Annotated in this window: 16 protein-coding genes; 9 read left to right on the forward strand and 7 right to left on the reverse strand. The window is 67.8% G+C overall.

What is annotated here, in order from left to right; all coding sequences use genetic code 11:
• Positions 1-6 precede the first annotated feature (6 nt).
• Entirely contained in the window at positions 7-1,020 is a 1,014-nt protein-coding gene (gene zapE, locus AC4AMJ_RS12180; protein ID WP_489894865.1) for a cell division protein ZapE, read from the reverse strand.
• A 35-nt stretch (positions 1,021-1,055) separates the two neighbouring features.
• Here zapE and AC4AMJ_RS12185 point away from each other — a divergent pair, with 35 nt between their 5' ends.
• The 5 genes from AC4AMJ_RS12185 to AC4AMJ_RS12205 all read left to right on the forward strand — a co-directional run bounded on the left by AC4AMJ_RS12185 (position 1,056) and on the right by AC4AMJ_RS12205 (position 6,285).
• Positions 1,056-1,847, forward strand: coding sequence for a pyrimidine reductase family protein (locus AC4AMJ_RS12185; protein WP_489894863.1), 792 nt, complete (start codon positions 1,056-1,058; stop codon positions 1,845-1,847).
• 57 nt (positions 1,848-1,904) lie between these two features.
• Positions 1,905-3,515, forward strand: coding sequence for an alpha/beta hydrolase (locus AC4AMJ_RS12190; protein ID WP_489918161.1), 1,611 nt, complete (start codon positions 1,905-1,907; stop codon positions 3,513-3,515).
• A gap of 74 nt (positions 3,516-3,589) precedes the next feature.
• Positions 3,590-4,960, forward strand: coding sequence for a glycosyltransferase family 87 protein (locus AC4AMJ_RS12195; protein WP_489918162.1), 1,371 nt, complete (start codon positions 3,590-3,592; stop codon positions 4,958-4,960).
• A complete protein-coding gene (gene msrB / locus AC4AMJ_RS12200; RefSeq protein WP_489894858.1) occupies positions 4,957-5,394 on the forward strand; it encodes a peptide-methionine (R)-S-oxide reductase MsrB in 438 nt (145 codons plus the stop codon). Before AC4AMJ_RS12195 ends, msrB begins: the two co-directional genes overlap by 4 nt.
• A gap of 126 nt (positions 5,395-5,520) precedes the next feature.
• Complete coding sequence (locus AC4AMJ_RS12205; RefSeq protein WP_489918163.1) at positions 5,521-6,285, forward strand: alpha/beta fold hydrolase; 765 nt, start codon at positions 5,521-5,523, stop codon at positions 6,283-6,285.
• A 373-nt stretch (positions 6,286-6,658) separates the two neighbouring features.
• Here AC4AMJ_RS12205 and hemQ read toward each other — a convergent pair whose 3' ends face one another.
• From hemQ to hemE, 3 genes are read right to left on the reverse strand one after another with little or no spacing between them, the layout of a single operon-like run.
• On the reverse strand, positions 6,659-7,354 hold the full coding sequence (gene hemQ / locus AC4AMJ_RS12210; RefSeq protein ID WP_489894854.1) for a hydrogen peroxide-dependent heme synthase: 696 nt from the start codon (positions 7,352-7,354) through the stop codon (positions 6,659-6,661).
• A 59-nt stretch (positions 7,355-7,413) separates the two neighbouring features.
• Positions 7,414-8,817, reverse strand: coding sequence for a protoporphyrinogen oxidase (gene hemG, locus AC4AMJ_RS12215; protein WP_489918164.1), 1,404 nt, complete (start codon positions 8,815-8,817; stop codon positions 7,414-7,416).
• Positions 8,817-9,884: a uroporphyrinogen decarboxylase gene (hemE, locus tag AC4AMJ_RS12220; protein ID WP_489918165.1), complete on the reverse strand. Its 1,068-nt coding sequence runs from the start codon at positions 9,882-9,884 to the stop codon at positions 8,817-8,819. Before hemE ends, hemG begins: the two co-directional genes overlap by 1 nt.
• Before the next feature lie 69 nt (positions 9,885-9,953).
• Between hemE and AC4AMJ_RS12225 the strand changes: the two genes are divergently transcribed.
• Positions 9,954-10,580, forward strand: coding sequence for a DUF3000 domain-containing protein (locus AC4AMJ_RS12225; protein ID WP_489894848.1), 627 nt, complete (start codon positions 9,954-9,956; stop codon positions 10,578-10,580).
• A gap of 16 nt (positions 10,581-10,596) precedes the next feature.
• Positions 10,597-11,916: an HRDC domain-containing protein gene (locus AC4AMJ_RS12230; RefSeq protein WP_489918166.1), complete on the forward strand. Its 1,320-nt coding sequence runs from the start codon at positions 10,597-10,599 to the stop codon at positions 11,914-11,916.
• A 117-nt stretch (positions 11,917-12,033) separates the two neighbouring features.
• Here AC4AMJ_RS12230 and dxs read toward each other — a convergent pair whose 3' ends face one another.
• The 3 genes from dxs to AC4AMJ_RS12245 form a co-directional block, all read right to left on the reverse strand.
• Entirely contained in the window at positions 12,034-13,998 is a 1,965-nt protein-coding gene (dxs, locus tag AC4AMJ_RS12235; protein ID WP_489900857.1) for a 1-deoxy-D-xylulose-5-phosphate synthase, read from the reverse strand.
• Positions 13,999-14,168: 170 nt separating this feature from the next.
• Positions 14,169-15,512 carry a class I SAM-dependent RNA methyltransferase gene (locus AC4AMJ_RS12240; protein WP_489894845.1) on the reverse strand — a complete coding sequence of 448 codons (1,344 nt, stop codon included), beginning with the start codon at positions 15,510-15,512 and terminating at the stop codon, positions 14,169-14,171.
• Positions 15,509-17,521 carry an APC family permease gene (locus AC4AMJ_RS12245; RefSeq protein ID WP_489894843.1) on the reverse strand — a complete coding sequence of 671 codons (2,013 nt, stop codon included), beginning with the start codon at positions 17,519-17,521 and terminating at the stop codon, positions 15,509-15,511. The genes AC4AMJ_RS12240 and AC4AMJ_RS12245 overlap by 4 nt, the downstream gene beginning before the upstream one ends.
• Positions 17,522-17,688: 167 nt before the next feature.
• Between AC4AMJ_RS12245 and AC4AMJ_RS12250 the strand changes: the two genes are divergently transcribed.
• Positions 17,689-18,354: a potassium channel family protein gene (locus tag AC4AMJ_RS12250; RefSeq protein WP_489894841.1), complete on the forward strand. Its 666-nt coding sequence runs from the start codon at positions 17,689-17,691 to the stop codon at positions 18,352-18,354.
• A gap of 24 nt (positions 18,355-18,378) precedes the next feature.
• Positions 18,379-19,038, forward strand: coding sequence for a potassium channel family protein (locus AC4AMJ_RS12255; protein WP_489894839.1), 660 nt, complete (start codon positions 18,379-18,381; stop codon positions 19,036-19,038).
• The last annotated feature ends 78 nt before the right edge of the window (positions 19,039-19,116 follow it).

Raw genomic sequence — 19,116 nt, forward strand, 5'->3', positions numbered from 1 at the left:
AGGACGTCAGACGGTCGTATCCGCGAAACGCGACAGGGCGAGCAGGCGCGAGGTCGCGCGCAGATACTTCTTGCGATATCCACCGGCGAGCATCTCCTCGGTGAAGATCTCGTCGAGCTTGCTGCCGGACACGGTCACCGGGATGTTGGCGTCGTAGAGACGATCGGCGAGGACCACCAGCCGCAGCGCCACCGATTGGTCCTTGGCCGGGTGCACGCCGCGGATGCAGACCAGCGACACCCCGTCGACCAGATCCTTGTACTTCGACGGGTGCAGGGTGCTCAGGTGATCACACAGGGCGTCGAAATCGTCGAGCGTCGCCCCGCTCGTCGACGCGGCCATCTCCTCGAGTTCGGCATCGCTGCGTGGTTCGGGTGCCGGCGGGAGATCGCGATGCCGGTAGTCCGGGCCGTCCACCCGGATGGTCTCGAACACCGACGACAGCTTCCGGATCTCCCGGAGGAAGTCCTGGGCGGCGAAACGTCCTTCACCGAGCTGCCCGGGCAACGTGTTCGAGGTCGCCGTGATCGAGACACCGTGGGCCGTCAGCTCGGTCAGCAACCGCGAGACCAGCATCGTGTCACCCGGATCGTCGAGTTCGAACTCGTCGATGCACAGCACGGTGTGGTCGGAGAGTCGCTCGACGGCATTGATGAAGCCGAGAGCACCTACCACGTGCGTGACCTCCACGAAGGTCGCGAACGCCTTCGGCTCGGGCATCGAGTGGTAGATCGATGCGAGGAGGTGGGTCTTGCCGACGCCGAATCCACCGTCGAGATAGAGCCCGATGCCCTGATTGGTGGACTTGCGGGAGAACAGGCCGCGCTTGCCGCCGCGCACCTTGCCGGCGCGGGCCACGAAGTCGCGGGCCTTGGCGACCGCCTGCGCCTGGGATGGCTCGGCGGGATCGGGGATGTAGGAGTCGAAGCTGACCGAGTCGAACGTCGACGGTGGCACCATCTCGCCGATGAGCGCCTCGGGTGCGACGCTCGGGTTTCGGTCGCAGAGTCGTGCCGTCATAGATGGAGAGTAGCCACCTCGGACATGATGGAGTCATGTTCGGTCTACAGAAAGCGACTCAGGTCACATCAGCCGACGACGAGGCCGCGACGTTGCGGTGGCTCGCCGAGCGGTACGCGTACCCGGAGCGGCCGACCTCGCCACCGTGTCTGCCGCGTCCGTACCTACGGGTCAACATGGTGAGTTCAGTCGACGGTGCCGTGACGCACAACGGTAGATCCGGCGATCTCGCCGGACCGGGCGACAAGGCGATCTTCCGTGTCCTCCGCGCGCTGGCCGACGTGGTCATCGTCGGTGCACGCACGGCCGTCGTCGAGGGGTATCGCCAACCGTCGCCGGATGACGTGTTCAGCCGGGCCCGGGCTGCGCGTGAGCAGGCCCCGGCACCGGTCCTGGCCCTGTTGTCGCGGTCGTTGTCGATCCCGGACGACTACGAACCGCTGGCCAGTCCCGACACCGTGATCCTCACCTGCGCTTCCGCACCTGCGAAGCGCCGGTCAGCGCTCACCGACGCCGGCGCGACCCTGATCGACTGCGGCGACGACACCGTCGATGCCCACATCGTGCTCGATGTCTGCGCCGAACGCGGCTGGCTCAGCGTTCTGAGCGAGGGTGGACCGTCGCTCCTCGGATCGTTCATCGATGCAGACGTCGTCGACGAACTGTGCGTGACGACCAGCCCGACGTTGGTGGCCGGCGAGTCGGGCCGCATCGCCCACGGCAACGGGGCGGCGGAGACCCACCCGATGGCGCCGACCACGATCATCACCGATGACGACGGGTTCGTCTACATCCGGTGGACGCGCACGGCCGCCGCCGAGGGATGACGGCAAACGACCACGCCGTCCGCCGCCTCCTGACGAGCTGCAACTAGGCTCGCGGGCATGCGACGAGCACCCGGACGGTACGCCCGCGGCTTCGGACCCCGGCGCAGCGCAGCGCTGTCGGCGGCCACGACCTTGACCGCGCTCGTCGTACTCAGTGCATGCGCGATCGGCCCCGACCCCGGCCCGAAAGTCGTCACGGGCGGGGGCGGCGGCGCCGACGTCCCCACCTCGTCGGCGGCGCCCACCGGTCTGCCGGCGATCGGCGCACCCAAGAACGACCTCGACTGGACCGAATGTGCTCGTCAGTCCGCGCAGCGATGGAATGTGGACGCGCCGACCGGCGTCACGCTGCAATGCGCCTCCCTCAACGTCCCGATCAACCCGTACCGGCCGACCGGCGACACGTTGTCGGTGGCCCTCACCCGCGCCAGCGTGGCCGCGACCCCCGCCGACGCCGCACCCGTGGTACTCACCTCCGGGTCGGACCTGCCGTCGTCTCGGACACTGATGCTGCTCGCAGGCGGCGCCGGCCGCGGCCTGCTCGCCAAACACCCAGTCGTCGCGATCGACCGGCGCGGCAGCGCCGCGAGCGCCGAACTGGACTGCATGACCCGCACCGAACGGTCGGCGATGAGTACGAACGGCCTCGGCGATGCCGGATCGGTGACACAGGCGCAGCGGATCGATCAGCTGGCGCGGGCCGCATCGTCGGCGTCGGATGGGTGTACCGAGACCCTCGATCCCCATCAGCTCGATTTCGGTGAGGCGTTCGCAGCCGCCGACATCGAGGCGCTGCGCATCCGGTGGGGAGTCGATCAGCTCGCCCTCGTAGGGGTGGGTGAGGGCTCCGACGTGGTCCTGTCCTACGCGAGCAACTTCGCCGGGCGCGCCGGACGCATCATCCTGGATACCCCGACCCCGTTCGGCGCCAACGCCCGCGACCGCGCCGCCGCCCAGGCATCCGGCGTGCAGGCCGCTCTGCGCACCTTTGCCCAGAGGTGCGCAGCTGCGGGTTCGTGCCCACTGGGCGCCGACGGCACCGCCGCGATCGCCGACGTGCTGGCCAAGGGGCGCAGTGGAGATCTCGGCCGGATCTCCGACACCCAGGCGCTCGCGGCGATCACGACGTCGTTGGCGCTCGCGCCCGACCGCCCGCAGGCGGTAACCGACCTCGCCTCCACGATCGCCTCCGCGCGCCGCGGCGACACCGGCGCACTGGCCGGTCTCGCCGAGCGCGCCGACGGCCTCCGCACCTCCGACGGCCAGCTGGTGGCCCGCTGCAACGACGTGTCCGGCCCGGTCGGACAGAACGAGATCCCCGGCTTGATCGACACATGGACCAAGCAGAACCCGCTCACCGGCACCAACAGTGCGCTGTCCCTGCTGCGGTGCAACGGGTGGGCGTCCTCGACCCAGGTCAATCCGCCGAGCGCGCTCCCGGTCGACCCGCTGCTGCTCGACGGCGCCAACGATCCGATCAACGGTGGCGGCGGAGCCGGCGCCCTCGGTGGTCTGTTCATCAAGGCCGGTACCACTCCGACGACGGTGTCGTGGGACGGTCTGGGCTACTCGGTGCTCGCGCGCAGCGCCTGTGCCGCCGAAGTCGTCGCGCAGTACCTCGGTGACCAGCCACTCGGTGAGCCGACCGAACGGGGCTGCCCCACCTAGGGAGGTCAACCTCGCTCGCCACAAACGCCGCAGGCCATGCGGATCTGCGCGCCCGGACGTAGTACGGTTCGCGGGTGGCGATTCTCGACAGGTACCTCCACCCTCAGATGACTGCGGAGCGGATCATTCCGACGGTGCTGTGGCCGATCACCATCATGATGATGTTCCACCGCACGGTCATCCTCGCCGTCAACGGTGATCGAACAGACGACTTCAAGCCGGTTTACCAGGCGGCACTGCAGTTCCTGAACGGCCAACCGGTCTACAACGAGAACCTGAACACCGTCGATCCCCACTACCTGTACCCGCCGTCGGGGACCCTGCTCATGGCACCGCTGGCCGCCATCGATCCGGAGCGGTCGCGATGGTTGTTCATCGCGGCGAGCGTCATCGCCCTGGTCGTCAGCGCCTATCTGTTGGCGCGCATGTTCGGCTTCTCGGCGAAGTCCTGGGTGATGCCGGTCATCCTGTTCTTCTTCTTCTGTACCGAGACGGTTGCGCACACCCTGATCTTCACGAACTTCAACTCGTTCGTCCTGCTGGGCATGGTGGCGTTCATGCTTCTGATGATGCGCAGGCACGACTGGTGGGCCGGCGTGCCGCTGGGGCTCACCGTCGCCGTCAAGCCGGTGTTGCTGCCGTTGCTCCTGTTGCCTCTGCTCAACCGTCAGTGGCGCGTCCTGGTCACTGTGATCGGCATCCCGCTCGTGCTCAACATCGTGGCCTGGCCGTTGATCGTCGACTCCAAGTCGTTCATCACCCGGACGATGCCGTACCTCGGTGAGTCCCGCGATTACTACAACAGCTCAATCGCAGGCAACGGCGCGTATTTCGGTGTGGCGGACTGGCTGGTTCTGCTACTGCGCGTCGCGTTCGTCCTCATGGCGATCTTCGCGCTCTGGTTCCTGTACCGCTACTATCGGCGCTCCGACGAACTGCTCTGGCTCGCGACGTCGACCGGGGTCCTGCTCGTCACGGAGTTCCTGGTCGGCTCGCTCGGACAGGGCTACTACTCGATGCTGCTGTTCCCGCTGTTGATGACCGTCTTCCTGCCCGGCTCGGCGATGCGCAACTGGCCCGCGTGGCTGGGTGTCTACGGATGTATGACCTTCGACTCGTTCTATTCGGACGAGTGGGAGGCATTCGGCCGCCAGCTCGAGTTCAACAAGGTGACCTGGGGATGGTCACTGCTGATGATCGCGGTCTTCTGCTCGTTGCTGTTCCGATACCTCGACATGCGCCGCGACGGCGTGGCCTCCCTCGACGACGAGTCGGGTGCGGGTGCAGCGGCCGACCCCGCATTGACAGGCCATGGGACCGAGGACACCGCGAGTGCCGGCTCCGCCGACGGTGGCGAGCGTGCCGGCTCCGCCGACGGTGGCGAGCGTGCCGGCTCCGCCGACGGTGGCGAGGGTGCCGACACTGTCGCTACCGTGGAGAAATGAGTCCGAACACGCCCGCCGAATCCGGTCCCGTCGACGCCCAGGCGATCAGCGACGACGAATGGCGGGAGCGCCTGTCCCCCGCCGAATATCGGGTCCTGCGCCAGGCCGGTACGGAGGCGCCGTTCACCGGTGAGTACACCGACACCAAGACCGTCGGCGTGTACCGCTGCCGCGCCTGCGACGCCGAGCTGTTCCGCAGCGAGCAGAAGTTCGATTCGCACTGCGGCTGGCCCTCGTTCTTCTCGCCGCTCGCCGGAGACGCCATCATCGAACGCGCCGACACCTCACTCGGGATGCGGCGCGTCGAGGTGCTGTGCGCCAATTGCGGCAGCCATCTCGGACACGTCTTCGAAGGTGAGGGCTACGACACCCCCACCGACCTGAGGTACTGCATCAACTCGATCAGCCTGAAGCTGGAGCCGGCCGACGAGTGACGGCGGTGGCCCCTGCAGCTCACCGCCGTTTGTCGGGCCTTCTGCACCGGGCCGACAGAACCTGCACCTCGCTCGTCCCACCCTTTCGGTGACCGCAGAGGCCGCGTCAGTGGCACACTCTGTGGCGTGACCTCGCGGACGTCGCCCCTGGTCCTGCTGCATGGCGTAACTCATTCGGGTCGCATCTGGCGCGACGTCGTCCCGCTGCTGTCCGCGCACCACGACGTCTATACGCCGACATTGCTCGGGCACCACGACGGGCCCACGATCCAGCACCGGCCCCTGCGTGTCAGCCACCTCGTGGATGCGGTGGAACAGTATCTGGACGAGCAGGGTCTGGCGCGGCCGCACCTCGCCGGCAGCTCTCTGGGCGCTTGGGTGGCAATCGAGTTGGCCCGGCGTGAGCGCGCCGCAACCGTCTGTGCTTTCTCACCGGCAGGTTACTGGTGGGACAGGAGTTCTCATCGAAAAGTCCTCGGACAACTGCACAGGGCGCGTGGGCTGGCGCCCGTGGTACGTCCGCTGGCGCCGTTTGTGCTCAGATCGGCAATGATGCGCCGCCTCAGCGTGCGTGCGGGCGCATGTCACGGCGACCGCATACCGGCGGCGCGGGTCGTGGAAATGATCGACGGAATCATCGACTGTCCGTTTCTGGAGGACTACACGATCGACGAGCAGGCCGAACCACTGAATCCGCTGCCATGCCCGATCACTCTGGCGTGGGCCCAGTTCGACAAGATCGTTCCAGCCGCGACATATGGCCAGACCGCACGAGCTCGGTTGCCGGGTGCCACGTGGGTGCTTCTGCCCGGTGTCGGACACATTCCGATGATCGACGACCCGGATCTCGTGGCGAGGACCATCATCGAGGTGACCGGTGGTGCGGCTTAGCTGCTGCGCCCGGCCCGCTCCACGGAGCATGCGGGTGCGGATGCGGTGGTGAAGGGGTCACCGGTATCGCGGGCAGATCGGCGGAGACGATCGACGCCACCACGCGTCTACGGATTCGCTCACCAGCGAAGCCTCCGACGATCGAGTAGGTTTCGAGCCGCCAAGCGAGGGACACCACCCGGTGATCGAGTAGGTTCCGAGCCGCCAAGCGAGGGACCGTATCGAGATCCCCCAACCCCGGTCTCGATACGCGACTCACTTCGTTCGCTGCTACTCGACCAGCGAGATTGTCGTGGACGCGCCCGCACGCCTCGCGTATTCGTCAGGGCGTGCGGAGTCAGCGCAGTTCGAGCCTCAGCAGCAGGTCGCAGCCTCAGGGCAGTGCGTCGATCAGCGCGGTGGGCTCCACGCGAGGGCCGGTGAAGAACGGGGTCTCCTCGCGCACATGCAGTCGCGCCTCGGTCGCGCGCAGGTCGCGCATGAGGTCGACGATGCGGTGCAGCTCCGGCGCCTCGAACGCCAGCAGCCACTCGTAGTCACCGAGGGCGAACGACGACACGGTGTTGGCGCGGACATCTTTGTACGCCCGGGCCGCCTTGCCGTGGTCGGCGAGCATCTTGCGACGCTCCTCATCGGGCAGCAGGTACCACTCGTAGGACCGGACGAACGGGTAGACGCAGATATAGTTGCCCGGCTCCTCACCCGCCAGGAACGCGGGGATGTGGCTCTTGTTGAACTCGGCCGGCCGGTGCAGCGCAACATTGCTCCAGACCGCGTTGCACGCCTTGCCCAGGATCGTCTCTCGGCGGAATCGCGCATAGGCGGCCTGCAGCTGCTCGACCTCCTCGGCGTGCCACCAGATCATGAAATCGGCGTCGGCCCGTAGTCCCGAGACGTCATAGACTCCACGCACCACCACGCCGGAGTCCTCCAGGGATTTGAGGAAGTCGGTGGCGTCCGCCTTCACCTGGTCCCGGTCCTCGCCGAGTTCGCCGGGCCGCACCGCGAACACCGAGAACATCAGGTAGCGGACGGTGGCGTTGAGTTCTGCATAGTCCAAGCGGCTCATGCAGTTCATGGTGCCACCGCGCTCGTTCGCGCAGTCAGTCAGGTCAGACGCACAGTCGGTCAGGTCAGATCGCCGAGGAGAGCGTTCACCGCACGTCCGGCCCGGCCGATACAGGCGGGTACACCGACGCCGGCGTACGCCGAACCGGCGAACGCGAGACCCCTGGGACGACGGCGTTCGACGTCGGCCATGGATTCGAGGTGGCCGGGCGAGTACACCGGAAGACCGTTCGTCCACCGCTGCACGACGACCTCGACCACCTTCGACGACGGTGCCGCCTCTCCGGCAGCACGGCACACCTCGTCGAGATCTTCGAGAGCCTCCGTGCGGATCCGGTCGTCGACGCCGGGTTCGATGCAGTCGTCCGGCACGGCCGCGCGGTATCGACCGAACGACGCGCGCACCGACACAGGACCGTCCTCGCCGGACAGGTGCGACCACTTCTGCGAACTGAAGGTGAAGGCCTTGGCCCGCAGACTGTCGCCGGTCGCCACCAAGACACCGGAGTGGTCCGGCAGCGCGGTACCCGGTTCCAGCGCGATGGACACCACGAGCGACGACGCCCGGCGAACGGCCTGTAGCGGCTCCGAGACCTCCGGCAGCGCCTTTCGGAGGGTGTATCCGGCCTGCCATGCAGGCATGGCGAGGATCACTCCGTCATAGTCGGCGGTCCGCCCGTCACTCAGGTCGAGAGACCATCCCGCACGTGACGGCGCGAGTCCGGCCACATACGAGCACAGCTGGGGCTCCACATCGGCCGCCGCGATCAGGGCGTCGATCAGCACCCGGTAGCCGCCGACGAGTGTTCCGAAGACGGGACCGGAACCCGTGCTCTGCAAGACCAGCTCCCTCACTGCGGCGCTCAGGCTCGGCGCGCCCGCGTCGAGCCGCGCGGCCAGCGCCGGGAGTGCTTCGCGCACACCGATGTCGGCGGCGAGGCTGGAATACACGCCACCGAGCATCGGGTCGACGCTGCGGGCGACGACCGACGGCCCGAAGCGCTCGGCGACCAGATCTCCGAGGGAGACGTCGGTTCCGGACTCCCACCGCCAGGGTCGGTCGGGTTCGGCGTCGATCCGCTCCAGATCGACGCGGTCGGCGAGGCCGGTCACCGCATCGGCACTCGCCGGGATGCCCATCAACGCGGGCGTGGGCAGTGGATGGAGCCGTCCCGCCGACCACACCGCGGGTCTGCGCGAGGTGGGCGAGACGATGCGGTCGGTCAGGCCGAGTTCGGCGACGAGCTCCAGCGCCTCCGGGCGCCGCACGATGAACGCCTCTGCCCCGACGTCGACGGACCGCCCTCCGACGTCGACCGTGCGCAGCACACCACCGGCACGCGTGCCGCATTCGTGCACGTCGATATGCGCGTCGGCACCGAGCTTCTGACGCAACCGGTAGGCGGCGGTCAGGCCGGAGATGCCAGCCCCGACGACCGCCACTCGCCGCGCCCGACCTGCCATCAGATGGTGTGGATCAGCTCGACGACCCGGGTGAGGACGTCGGGGTCGGTGTCGGGAAGGACACCGTGACCGAGGTTGAGGATGTGGCCGGTGGCACCGGCCCGTACAGCCCGCTCGCCGTCGGCGATGACGCGTCGCACCTCGCGCTCGACGACATCCGGCCCGGCGAAGAGCAGCGTGGGGTCGAGGTTGCCTTGGACCGCCTTTCCCGGGCCGACCCGCCGTACCGCCTCGTCGAGCGGAACCCGCCAGTCCACCCCGATCACATCGGCGCCGACCTCGGTCATCGCACCGAGCAGTTCTCCCGTACCGACGCCGAAGTGGATTCGCGGTACCCCGAAGGCGGCGATCTCGGCGAACACGCGTGCGCTGTGCGGTGCCACGTAGGTGCGGTAGTCGGCCAATGAGAGCGCGCCGGCCCACGAGTCGAACAGCTGAACCGCGTCCACGCCGGCCTCCAGCTGAACCTGCAGAAACGCGATGGTCAGGTCGGCGAGACGACCCATGAGCGCATGCCAGGTGTCGGGCTCGGCGTGCATCAATGCCTTGGTCCGCGTGTAGGTGCGGCTCGGCCCGCCCTCGATCAGGTACGACGCCAGCGTGAACGGTGCACCGGCGAACCCGATCATCGCCACGGCCTCGGGAAGTTCGTCGAGGAGCAGTTCGATGGCGTGCGCGATCGCACCGACCGAGTCGGTTTCGAGCCGAGGCAGTGCGGCGACGTCCGCGGCCGTCCGCACCGGCTGCGCGATGACCGGGCCCGTACCCGCGACGATGTCGAGGTCGATGCCGGCCGCCTTCAGGGGCACCACGATGTCGGAGAACAGGATCGCCGCGTCGACGTCGTGCCTGCGCACCGGTTGCATCGTGATCTCACACACCAGCGCCGGGTCGAAACAGGACTCGAGCATCCCGTGGTCGGCACGGATGGCACGGTATTCGGGCAGTGATCGACCGGCCTGACGCATGAACCAGACGGGCCGGCGGCTGGGTTTCCCGCCGGTGGCGGCCTCGACCAGCGGACGGTGGTGAGCGCGGCGGGCGCGGGATCGCGTTGTCTCGGACATCAGTGCCTACTCTGCCATGTGTCGGCGCGCCTCCGACCACCGTGGGGTAGCCGGACCTACCGTCGAACCGTGACCTCTTCTGGAGCTCCGACGGAGCCTGCTGACTTCCGCACCGCGGTCGAGTCATTGCACGCCGCGCGGATCCGGTCGGAAATCGAGGTCGGTCCGATCCGGCCCCCGCAGCGGCTCGCCCCATACAGCTACGCGGTGGGCGCCGAGGTCCGGACCGCCGAGGACTTCGACGACGTCCCGGTCGACTCGACCGGGAGTTCGTTCGGGCGTCTGATCCTGCTGTACGACCCGGCCGGCCAGGAAGCGTGGAACGGCACGATGCGTCTGGTGGCCTACGTACAGGCCGAGGTCGAGGCCGCCCTGGCGATGGACCCGTTGTTGCCCGAGGTGGCCTGGAGCTGGCTGTCGGAAGCCTTGGGTGTCCCCGCAGGCGAGACGGCGACGTCAGGATCCTCCCCGACTCGCGGAGTCGACGTCACCGCACTGGGAGGCACCGTGACATCGACGACATCGGTGCGCTACGGCGACATCGCCGGTCCCCCGCGCGCACATCAGTTGGAACTGCGCGCGTCATGGACCGCGACCACCCTGGACCTCGCCGGCCATCTCGAGGCGTTCTGTGAAGTCCTGTCCTCGGCCGCCGGCCTTCCTCCGGCCGGTATCACCGAGCTGGGCCCCAACTGAATCGGCACGGCTCGGGATGAGTATCGGTGACCACGGCGACACAGGGTCATCGTCGGAAGACCCCGAGGCGGGCGCGGTGCCCGCCGAACCGACCACCGTGCCCCTGCTCAGCCCGGCCGACGGCGTCCCGCCCGTGCTCTCCACCGCAGCCCAGTTCGCCGAGGCCGCCGAGAAATTGTCCGCTGCGACCGGACCCATCGCGGTGGACACCGAACGCGCGTCGGGCTACCGGTACTCCCAGAGGGCCTACCTGATCCAGATCCGCCGCGCCGGCGCGGGCAGCTTCCTGCTCGATCCCATCGAGGAACCCGCCGGACTGGCACCGATCATCGCGGCGCTCGACGGCCCCGAATGGGTGCTGCATGCCGCTGACCAGGATCTTCCCTGCCTACGCGAAGTCGGATTCGTGTGTCGCGAACTCTATGACACCGAGCTCGCCGGACGGTTGCTCGGCCTGGCCAAGGTCAACCTCGCCGCGATGGTGGCGGAGTTCCTCGGGCTCGGCCTCATCAAGGGACACGGCGCCGCGGACTGGTCCCGACGGCCACTACCCGACGACTGGCTCAACTACGCCGCCCTCGACGTCGAGGTGCTGATCGAGCTACGCGATGCGATGGATGCGGCGCTCGCCGACGCCGGCAAGGATCGGTGGGCCCGTGAAGAATTCCGATTCGTACTCGACCGCCCCCCGGCACCGCCCCGGACCGACCGCTGGCGCAAGACCTCCAATATCCACACCATCAAGAGTGCTCGCACCCTCGCCGCGGTCCGAGAACTGTGGACCGCGCGTGAGGAACTGGCGCAGCGGCGCGACGTCGCACCCGGGCGCATCCTGCCGGATTCGGCCATCGTCACGGCGGCGAACGCGGATCCGCGAACCCAATCCGACCTCACCCGGCTGCCCATTTTCGGGGGGCCTCGCCAACGACGCCAGGCCCGGATCTGGCTCGACGCCCTCGAACGAGCGCGCGAACTTCCCGACGACCAACTGCCACCGCGGAAGTCGCCGGTGACCGGCCTGCCACCGATCAACCGGTGGGATCAGCGCAATCCGGAGGCGGCTGCGCGCGCGGCGCAGGTCCGACCGGTCGTCAGGGAGATCGCGGACACTCACCAGGTCCCGGTGGAGAACCTGCTGCTCCCCGAGGTGGTGCGTCAACTGTGTTGGGACGGTGTGGATCTTCCGGCGACAGCTGAGTCCATCGATCGCCGTCTCGCGGCCGAGGGCGCCCGGCGGTGGCAACGCGAACTCTGTGCTGCGCCGATCGCCGAGGCTCTCAACGCGGCGGCTGCCACGGACACGGCCGCTGCGGACGGCGACGTCACGCACGAGTGACGACTCAGCACGACGCCGACAGGACCCGTGTTCGCACTGCCTGCGAGAACCCCGACGGACAGAATCCCTATGCCGCCGACAGGATCACGTCGAAACCCGCAGAACCGCGAGTACGCCTCAGGAGTCGGATTCGGGTGCGCTGGACAGGTCGGGCTGTGACAGTTCGTCGGCATCACCCGGATCGGCGACCGAGTGGATCTCGGCGACCGTGGCGGTGATGGTCCGTGCCAGATCCTGCGCCGTGAGACCGAATCCGGCCAACAGATCGCCGCGCGACGCGTGCTCGACGAACTGCTGTGGGATGCCGCGGTGCTGTACCGGGACCGCGACACCGGCCTCCGACAGGGCGTCGCTCACCGCCGAACCGACACCGCCGCGAACTCCGCTGTCCTCCAAGGTCACCACGAGCCGATGGCGTGTCGCGAGGTTCGCGATCGAGGCCGGCACCGGCAGGACCCAGCGCGGATCGACCACGGTCGCGTCGATGCCCTGACGGCCCAGGCGCTCGGCCGCGTCGACCGCGAGCCCACAGAAGGCACCGACCGCGACGATCAGCACGTCACCGGCCGCCTCGCCGACACCCGGAGCCGCTCGGTACAGGACGTCGACACCGTCGTCGAGCCGTTCAACCGCTCGGATGTCCTCCGGCACGGCGCCCTTCGAGAAGCGCACGGCAGTGGGTCCGTCGGCCACGGCGAGCGCCTCGTCGAACTCTTCTCGCAGGCGGACCGCATCGCGCGGTGCCGCGACGCGCAGACCGGGCACCAACGACATGAGTGAGAGATCCCACATCCCGTGGTGGCTGGGACCGTCGGGGCCGGTGATGCCGGAGCGGTCGAGCACCAGGGTCACCGGCAGCCGCAGCAGCGCCACGTCCATCAGCAGCTGGTCGAAGGCCCGGTTGAGGAAGGTCGAGTAGATCGCGACCACCGGATGCAGCCCACCGAGCGCCAGCCCGGCCGCCGACGTCAGCGCATGCTGCTCGGCGATACCGACGTCGAACATCCGATCCGGGAACCTGTCGCCGAAGGGCGTGAGACCGGTGGGGCCGGGCATCGCCGCGGTGATCGCGACGACGTCGCGTCGACGCGTGCCGGCCTCGACCAGCGCCGCCGAGAAGATCGACGTCCAATCCTGCGGTGCGACGCTGGTGGCGCGACCGGTACGGGGATCGATGATGCCGGTCGAGTGCATCTGGTCGGCCTCATGATTCTCGGCCGGTGCATAGCCCATCCCCTTGCGGGTGACGGTGTGCACGATGACCGGTCCGCCGAATGTCTTGGCCTGACGCAGCGCCGACTCCAGCGACCCGATGTCGTGGCCGTCGACCGGACCGACGTACTTGAGCCCCAGATCGGTGAACATCGCCTGCGGCGCGAGCAGATCCTTCAGACCGCTCTTCACACCGTGCAGCACCGCATATGCCGGTGGTCCGACGACCGGGAGCTGCTTCACCGCTTTGCGGCTCTCGTCGAGGAAACGTTCGTACCCGGGCTGCAGCCGCAGACCCGACAGGTGGCTGGCCAGACCGCCGATGGTCGGTGCGTACGACCGGCCGTTGTCGTTGACGACGATGATCACCGGGCGGTCGCCGCCGGCGATGTTGTTGAGCGCTTCCCAACACATCCCACCGGTCAGTGCGCCGTCACCGACCACCGCGACAACGGTCCGGATGTCCTGCCCGGTCAGTTCGAACGCCTTCGCGAGTCCGTCGGCGTAGGACAACGCCGCCGACGCATGCGATGACTCGACCCAGTCGTGCTCGCTCTCGGCGCGTTCCTGATAGCCGGTCAGACCGCCCTGCTGTCGCAGCCGATCGAAGCCCTCACGTCGGCCGGTGACGATTTTGTGCACATAACTCTGATGGCCGGTGTCGAAGATGATCGGGTCGTCCGGGGAGTCGAACACCCGGTGCAGCGCGAGTGTCAGTTCCACCACACCCAGGTTCGGTCCGAGGTGTCCCCCGGTCGCCGAGACCTTGTCGATGAGGAACTCCCGGATCTCGGCGGCGAGCGTCACCATCTCGTCCGACGACAGCGCCTTCAGGTCGGCCGGCGAACCGATCGTCTCGAGCACGCCCATCGGGTCCTCCATCACATCCATCGAATCCAGCTCATGAACGCCGGGCTGCGGCGCGTGGGCACCGGCCCGATCACGGGTACGGTCCTGTCCCGACAGTCTACGGATCCCACACAGCTCCCCCGGCCCGGTCGACCGCGGGCCTCGCGGTCGGGTTGGTCACACCGCCGTGTTCACCCACCCCGATGAGCCGGGACCAGACATGCGATCGCCTCGACGTGATGTGTCATCGGGAACGCGTCGAAGGCGCGGATCTCCCGCGGCCGATAGCCGTGGTCGGCGAACAGCGCCAGGTCGCGAGCGAATCGGCCGACGTCGCAGCCGACATGCACGATCACCGACGGGTCGGCGTCGGCGACGATGCCGATCACCGCCTGTCCGGCTCCGGTACGGGGTGGATCGAGCACCACGACATCCGGCGACGGCAGCCGCCCCGCCACGGCGGACACCTCACCCTGATGGACGAAAATGCCCTGGTCCTCCGCGAAGGTGTCCTCGGCTGCGGCGAGCGCCGCCGGATCGGAGTCCACGACGTGGATCGCCTCGAACTCACCGCAACCGGCAGCACCGGCGTCGTCGTGCAGGGCCGCCGAGAAAACCCCGGCACCGCCGTAGAGATCCCAGGCGACCGAACCCTCCGGCCGGCTCGCAACCTGCGTAGCGGACAACATCTCGACGACCGTGCGGGCATAGACCGACGGCGCCGCGCGATGCGCCTGCCAGAAGGCGGTCACCGGAATCCGCCAGATCCGGTCTCCGACCCGATGAGGTGCCGACGATTCCCCTTCGACGACCCGGACGTCGCGCCGGCCCTCTCGCCGACGCCGGGCGGCCTGGGCGCGGCCGCGGGCGCCGCGAGTGCCGGCACCCGGCCGCTTGGGCGGTGCGAGTTCGGAGATGTGTCGACGGCCGTTCATGTCGACCACCACGGCCAGATCGGCGCCGGGTGCCACGGTCAAGTCATCGAGGCCGTCGAGCATGCCGGATTCGGGCGCGGCGCACTGATGCCCGGTCACGATCGACGTCCCGTGGAACGCGTGCATTCCCGGGCGGCCCTCGGCGTCGACACCGAGACGGGTCCGAACCCGCCATCCGGTCCCGTCGTCGCCGAGCGACGCGACCACGCCCGGGCCGACTCCGGCCTCGGCCAGGTCGGAGGCCTCGAATCCCCCGATGCGGCTCAACGCGTCGAGCAGGACCTGACCTTTGAGCTCACGCGCATGCGCCGGGTCGATGAACCCGAGGTCACAGCACCCGGCACCGTGGCGTGCCGCGTCACACGGCGAATCGACACGATGCGACGACGGTTCGATGACGTCGACCACCTCGGCGCGGACAAAGCGTTCGGCGTGGTCGTCGGTGATCCGGGCGCGGACGAGTTCGCCGGGGATGGCGCCGCGGACGAAGACGACGCGACCGTCCACACGTGCGACCGACTCGCCACCGTTTGCGGGACGCTCGGGACGTAACACCAACTCGGAGCCGACTCCCCCGGCGCCGGCGGTGATTTCGCTCACCGCTCGTCCATGCTGCCGCCGAGCGCGCGACGTGTCTCGCCGGGGGCCGAGTAGGTCAGATCCCGATTCTTCAGTCGATCCGACGACGTGAGCTGCCAGGGCACCGACGTCACCATCACGCCCGGCTCGAACAGGAGACGGCCCTTGAGCCGCAGCGCAGACTGGTTGTGCAGGATCTGTTCCCACCAGTGACCCACGACGTATTCAGGGATGAACACGGTGATGACGTCCCGTGGTGATTCACGCCGCACCCGTCGGACATAGTCGATGACGGGTCGGGTGATCTCGCGGTACGGCGAGGCGATGACCTTGAGCGGCACCGAGATGTCGCTGGCCTCCCACTCCGACACCAGCTTCCGGGTATCCCGGTCGTCGACGTTGACCGTGATCGCCTCGAGGACGTCGGGCCGCGTGGCACGTGCATACAGAACGGCGCGTTTGGTCGCCAGATGCAGGGTGGAGACCAGAACGATCGAATGAGTCCGGCTCGGCAACACCGAGTCCTCTTCCTGGCGTTCCAGTTCTCGCTGCACCGTTGCGTAGTGATGGTGGATCAGCTTCATCAGGACGAACAACCCGACCATGGCCAGGATCGCGATCCACGCGCCCGCGGTGAATTTGGTGATCAACACGATCACCAGCACGGTGGCGGTCATCACCAGGCCGATCGAGTTGATCACCCGGGACTGCTGCATCCGTCTGCGCGCATTCGGATCGGTCTCGGTGCGCAGGTGCCGCGTCCAATGCCGCACCATTCCGGTCTGGCTCAGGGTGAACGAGACGAACACGCCGACGATGTAGAGCTGGATCAAGGAGGTGACCTGGGCGCCGAAGGCGACCACGAAGATGACCGCGGCCAGTGCGAGGAACACGATTCCGTTGCTGAAGGCCAGTCGGTCGCCTCGGGTGTGCAGCTGTCGCGGCAGGAAGCGGTCCTGAGCCAGCACCGAACCGAGCACGGGGAAACCGTTGAACGCGGTGTTCGCCGCGAGTACGAGGATCAGTGCGGTCGCGGTCGCGATGAAGTAGAACGCCGGCGGGAACGAGTCGAACACCGCATGTGCGAGTTGGGCGATCATCGCCTTCTGCTGGTAGCCCTCGGGCGCGCCGATCAGGTCATTTGCCGGATCCATCACATACTTGGCCCCGATCTTCTGGGCCAGGAGGACGATGCCCAGCAGCAGGGTGATGGAGAACGTCCCGAGGAGTAGCAGAGTGGTCGCGGCGTTGCGCGACTTCGGCTTCCGGAACGCCGGGACGCCATTGCTGATCGCCTCGACACCGGTCAGTGCCGCACATCCCGAGGAGAACGCGCGCGCGATCAGGAACACGAAGGCGATGCCGACGAGATGATCGTTCTCCGCGCGGATACCGAAGTCGGCGGTCTCGGATTGGACATTGTCACCGAGGACGAAGATCTCGATCGCACCCCAGATCAGCATGCCCAGCACGCCGATGATGAACGCGTAGGTGGGGATCGCCAGGACAGTTCCCGATTCCTTGATGCCCCGAAGGTTGACCGAGGCCAGCAGTGCGATCGCGACGACGCTGAACCACACCTTGTGATCGGAAACGAAGGGGATCGCCGAGCCGACGTTCTCCGCCGCCGAGGAGATCGACACCGCGACGGTGAGCACGTAGTCGACGAGCAGCGCACTGCCGACCGTGAGGCCGGCGTTGGGGCCCAGGTTCACCGTGGCGACCTCGTAGTCACCGCCACCCGACGGATACGCGTGCACATTCTGCCGATAGCTGGCCACCACGACGACCATCACCCCGGCGACCGCGAGCGCGACCCACGGCGTGAACGACAAGGCACTGAGTCCGGCGACCGACAGCACGAGGAAGATCTCCTGCGGCGCGTACGCGACCGACGACATCGCGTCGGAGGCGAAGACCGGGAGCGCGATGCGCTTGGGCAACAGGGTGTGACCCAACTTGTCGCTGCGGAACGGGCGGCCGAGCAGCAAACGTTTCGTCGCGACGGACACCTTGGACACGGTGGACACCAGGCAACACTAAAGCGTGTAGTAGACAAAGGCCACAGCGGACCGGGACCGACGATCGGTGTGTATGGTCAAGCCCCGGCCGAGCCGCGCAGGCGGTAGGTTCGATGCGTCCGTGCGGAGAATCTCGGATGAGGCCGGAGTACCGATGGGTCGTCGGAAGGGTGGACGTGCAGGTAGTCATCATGGGGTGCGGCCGAGTGGGGTCGGCACTGGCCATGGCGATGCAGAAGCGTGGTCACGATGTCGCCATCATCGACCGTGACAAGTCATCGTTCGTCCGGCTCAGCCCGGACTTCCGCGGCACCACCGTGATCGGGGTCGGATTCGATCAGGACGTGCTGAAGCGGGCGGGGATCGAGACCGCCGACGCGTTCGCCGCGGTCTCCTCGGGCGACAACTCGAACATCATCTCGGCGCGTGTGGCGCGGGAGACATTCGGTATCGAGCGTGTCGTCGCGCGCATCTACGACGCGAAACGTGCCGAGGTCTATGAGCGACTCGGGATCCCGACCGTGGCGACCGTGCCGTGGACGACCGAGAGGTTCGTGTCCGCGCTGGGCGAGACGTCGACGACGACCGAATGGCGCGACCCCTCGGGGTCGCTCGCGATCGCGCAACTCGATGTGGACGAGAGCTGGATCGGGGTGACCGTCGGCAAGTTCCAGGAGCAGACCGGCGCGCGGATCGCATTCCTGAACCGGTTGGGCCGCCCGATCCTCCCCGACCTCAAAACGGTTCTCCAGCAAGACGATCTCATCTTCGCGGCGATCCTCATCGAGAGACTCGCCGAGGTACGTGCCACCGCGCGAGCACCGCGCATCACCTCCGACTGATCCAGCGGTGAGGAAGGACACACCATGAAGGTCGCCATCGCCGGCGCCGGTGCGGTCGGACGTTCGATCGCCCGTGAACTGCTGCTCAACCACCACGCGGTCACGCTGTTCGAGCGCAACATCGCCCACATCGACCCCGAGTCGGTTCCCGAGGCCAGTTGGGTCCAGGCCGATGCCTGCGAACTGAGCAATCTCGAACAGGCCGATCTACAGACCTTCGATGTGATGATCGCCGCGACCGGAGACGACAAGGCGAACCTCGTGGTCAGTCTGCTCGCCAAGACAGAGTTCGCGGTCAACCGGGTGGTCGCGCGGGTCAACGACCCGCGCAACGAATGGCTGTTCGGCGAGGACTGGGGGGTCGACGTCGCGGTGTCGACGCCACGCATCCTGGCCTCACTGGTCGAGGAGGCGGTCTCGGTCGGTGACCTGGTGCGGCTGATGACGTTTCGTCAGGGAGAGGCCAATCTCGTCGAACTCACCCTGCCGTCGAACACCCCGCTGGCCGGTAAGCCGGTGCGCAAGCTGGATCTGCCCCGCGATGCGGCGCTGGTCGCGATCCTGCGGGGCGGACGGGTCATCGTGCCCCAGAAGGACGACCCGATCGAGGGTGGGGACGAATTGGTGTTCATCGCACCTGCTGAGGCCGAACCCGCGCTGCACGAGGCGATGCAGCTGCACTGACGGCTCGCGCCCGATCGGGTGGCGCGCGCTTGCGAGCTCGTCCTACGGGCCCGCAAGCGCTGCGACGTGACGCACGAC

It is taken from the genome of Gordonia sp. LMA484 (genome assembly GCF_058129505.1).

What these genes read in the sequence shown, in the direction of transcription:
- zapE (WP_489894865.1), bottom strand. Translation starts at nt 1,020, where the DNA reads ATGACGGCACGACTCTGCGACCGAAACCCGAGCGTCGCACCCGAGGCG.
- AC4AMJ_RS12185 (WP_489894863.1), top strand. Translation starts at nt 1,056, where the DNA reads ATGTTCGGTCTACAGAAAGCGACTCAGGTCACATCAGCCGACGACGAG.
- AC4AMJ_RS12190 (WP_489918161.1), top strand. Translation starts at nt 1,905, where the DNA reads ATGCGACGAGCACCCGGACGGTACGCCCGCGGCTTCGGACCCCGGCGC.
- msrB (WP_489894858.1), top strand. Translation starts at nt 4,957, where the DNA reads ATGAGTCCGAACACGCCCGCCGAATCCGGTCCCGTCGACGCCCAGGCG.
- hemQ (WP_489894854.1), bottom strand. Translation starts at nt 7,354, where the DNA reads ATGAGCCGCTTGGACTATGCAGAACTCAACGCCACCGTCCGCTACCTG.
- hemG (WP_489918164.1), bottom strand. Translation starts at nt 8,817, where the DNA reads ATGGCAGGTCGGGCGCGGCGAGTGGCGGTCGTCGGGGCTGGCATCTCC.
- hemE (WP_489918165.1), bottom strand. Translation starts at nt 9,884, where the DNA reads ATGTCCGAGACAACGCGATCCCGCGCCCGCCGCGCTCACCACCGTCCG.
- AC4AMJ_RS12230 (WP_489918166.1), top strand. Translation starts at nt 10,597, where the DNA reads ATGAGTATCGGTGACCACGGCGACACAGGGTCATCGTCGGAAGACCCC.
- dxs (WP_489900857.1), bottom strand. Translation starts at nt 13,998, where the DNA reads ATGGGCGTGCTCGAGACGATCGGTTCGCCGGCCGACCTGAAGGCGCTG.
- AC4AMJ_RS12255 (WP_489894839.1), top strand. Translation starts at nt 18,379, where the DNA reads ATGAAGGTCGCCATCGCCGGCGCCGGTGCGGTCGGACGTTCGATCGCC.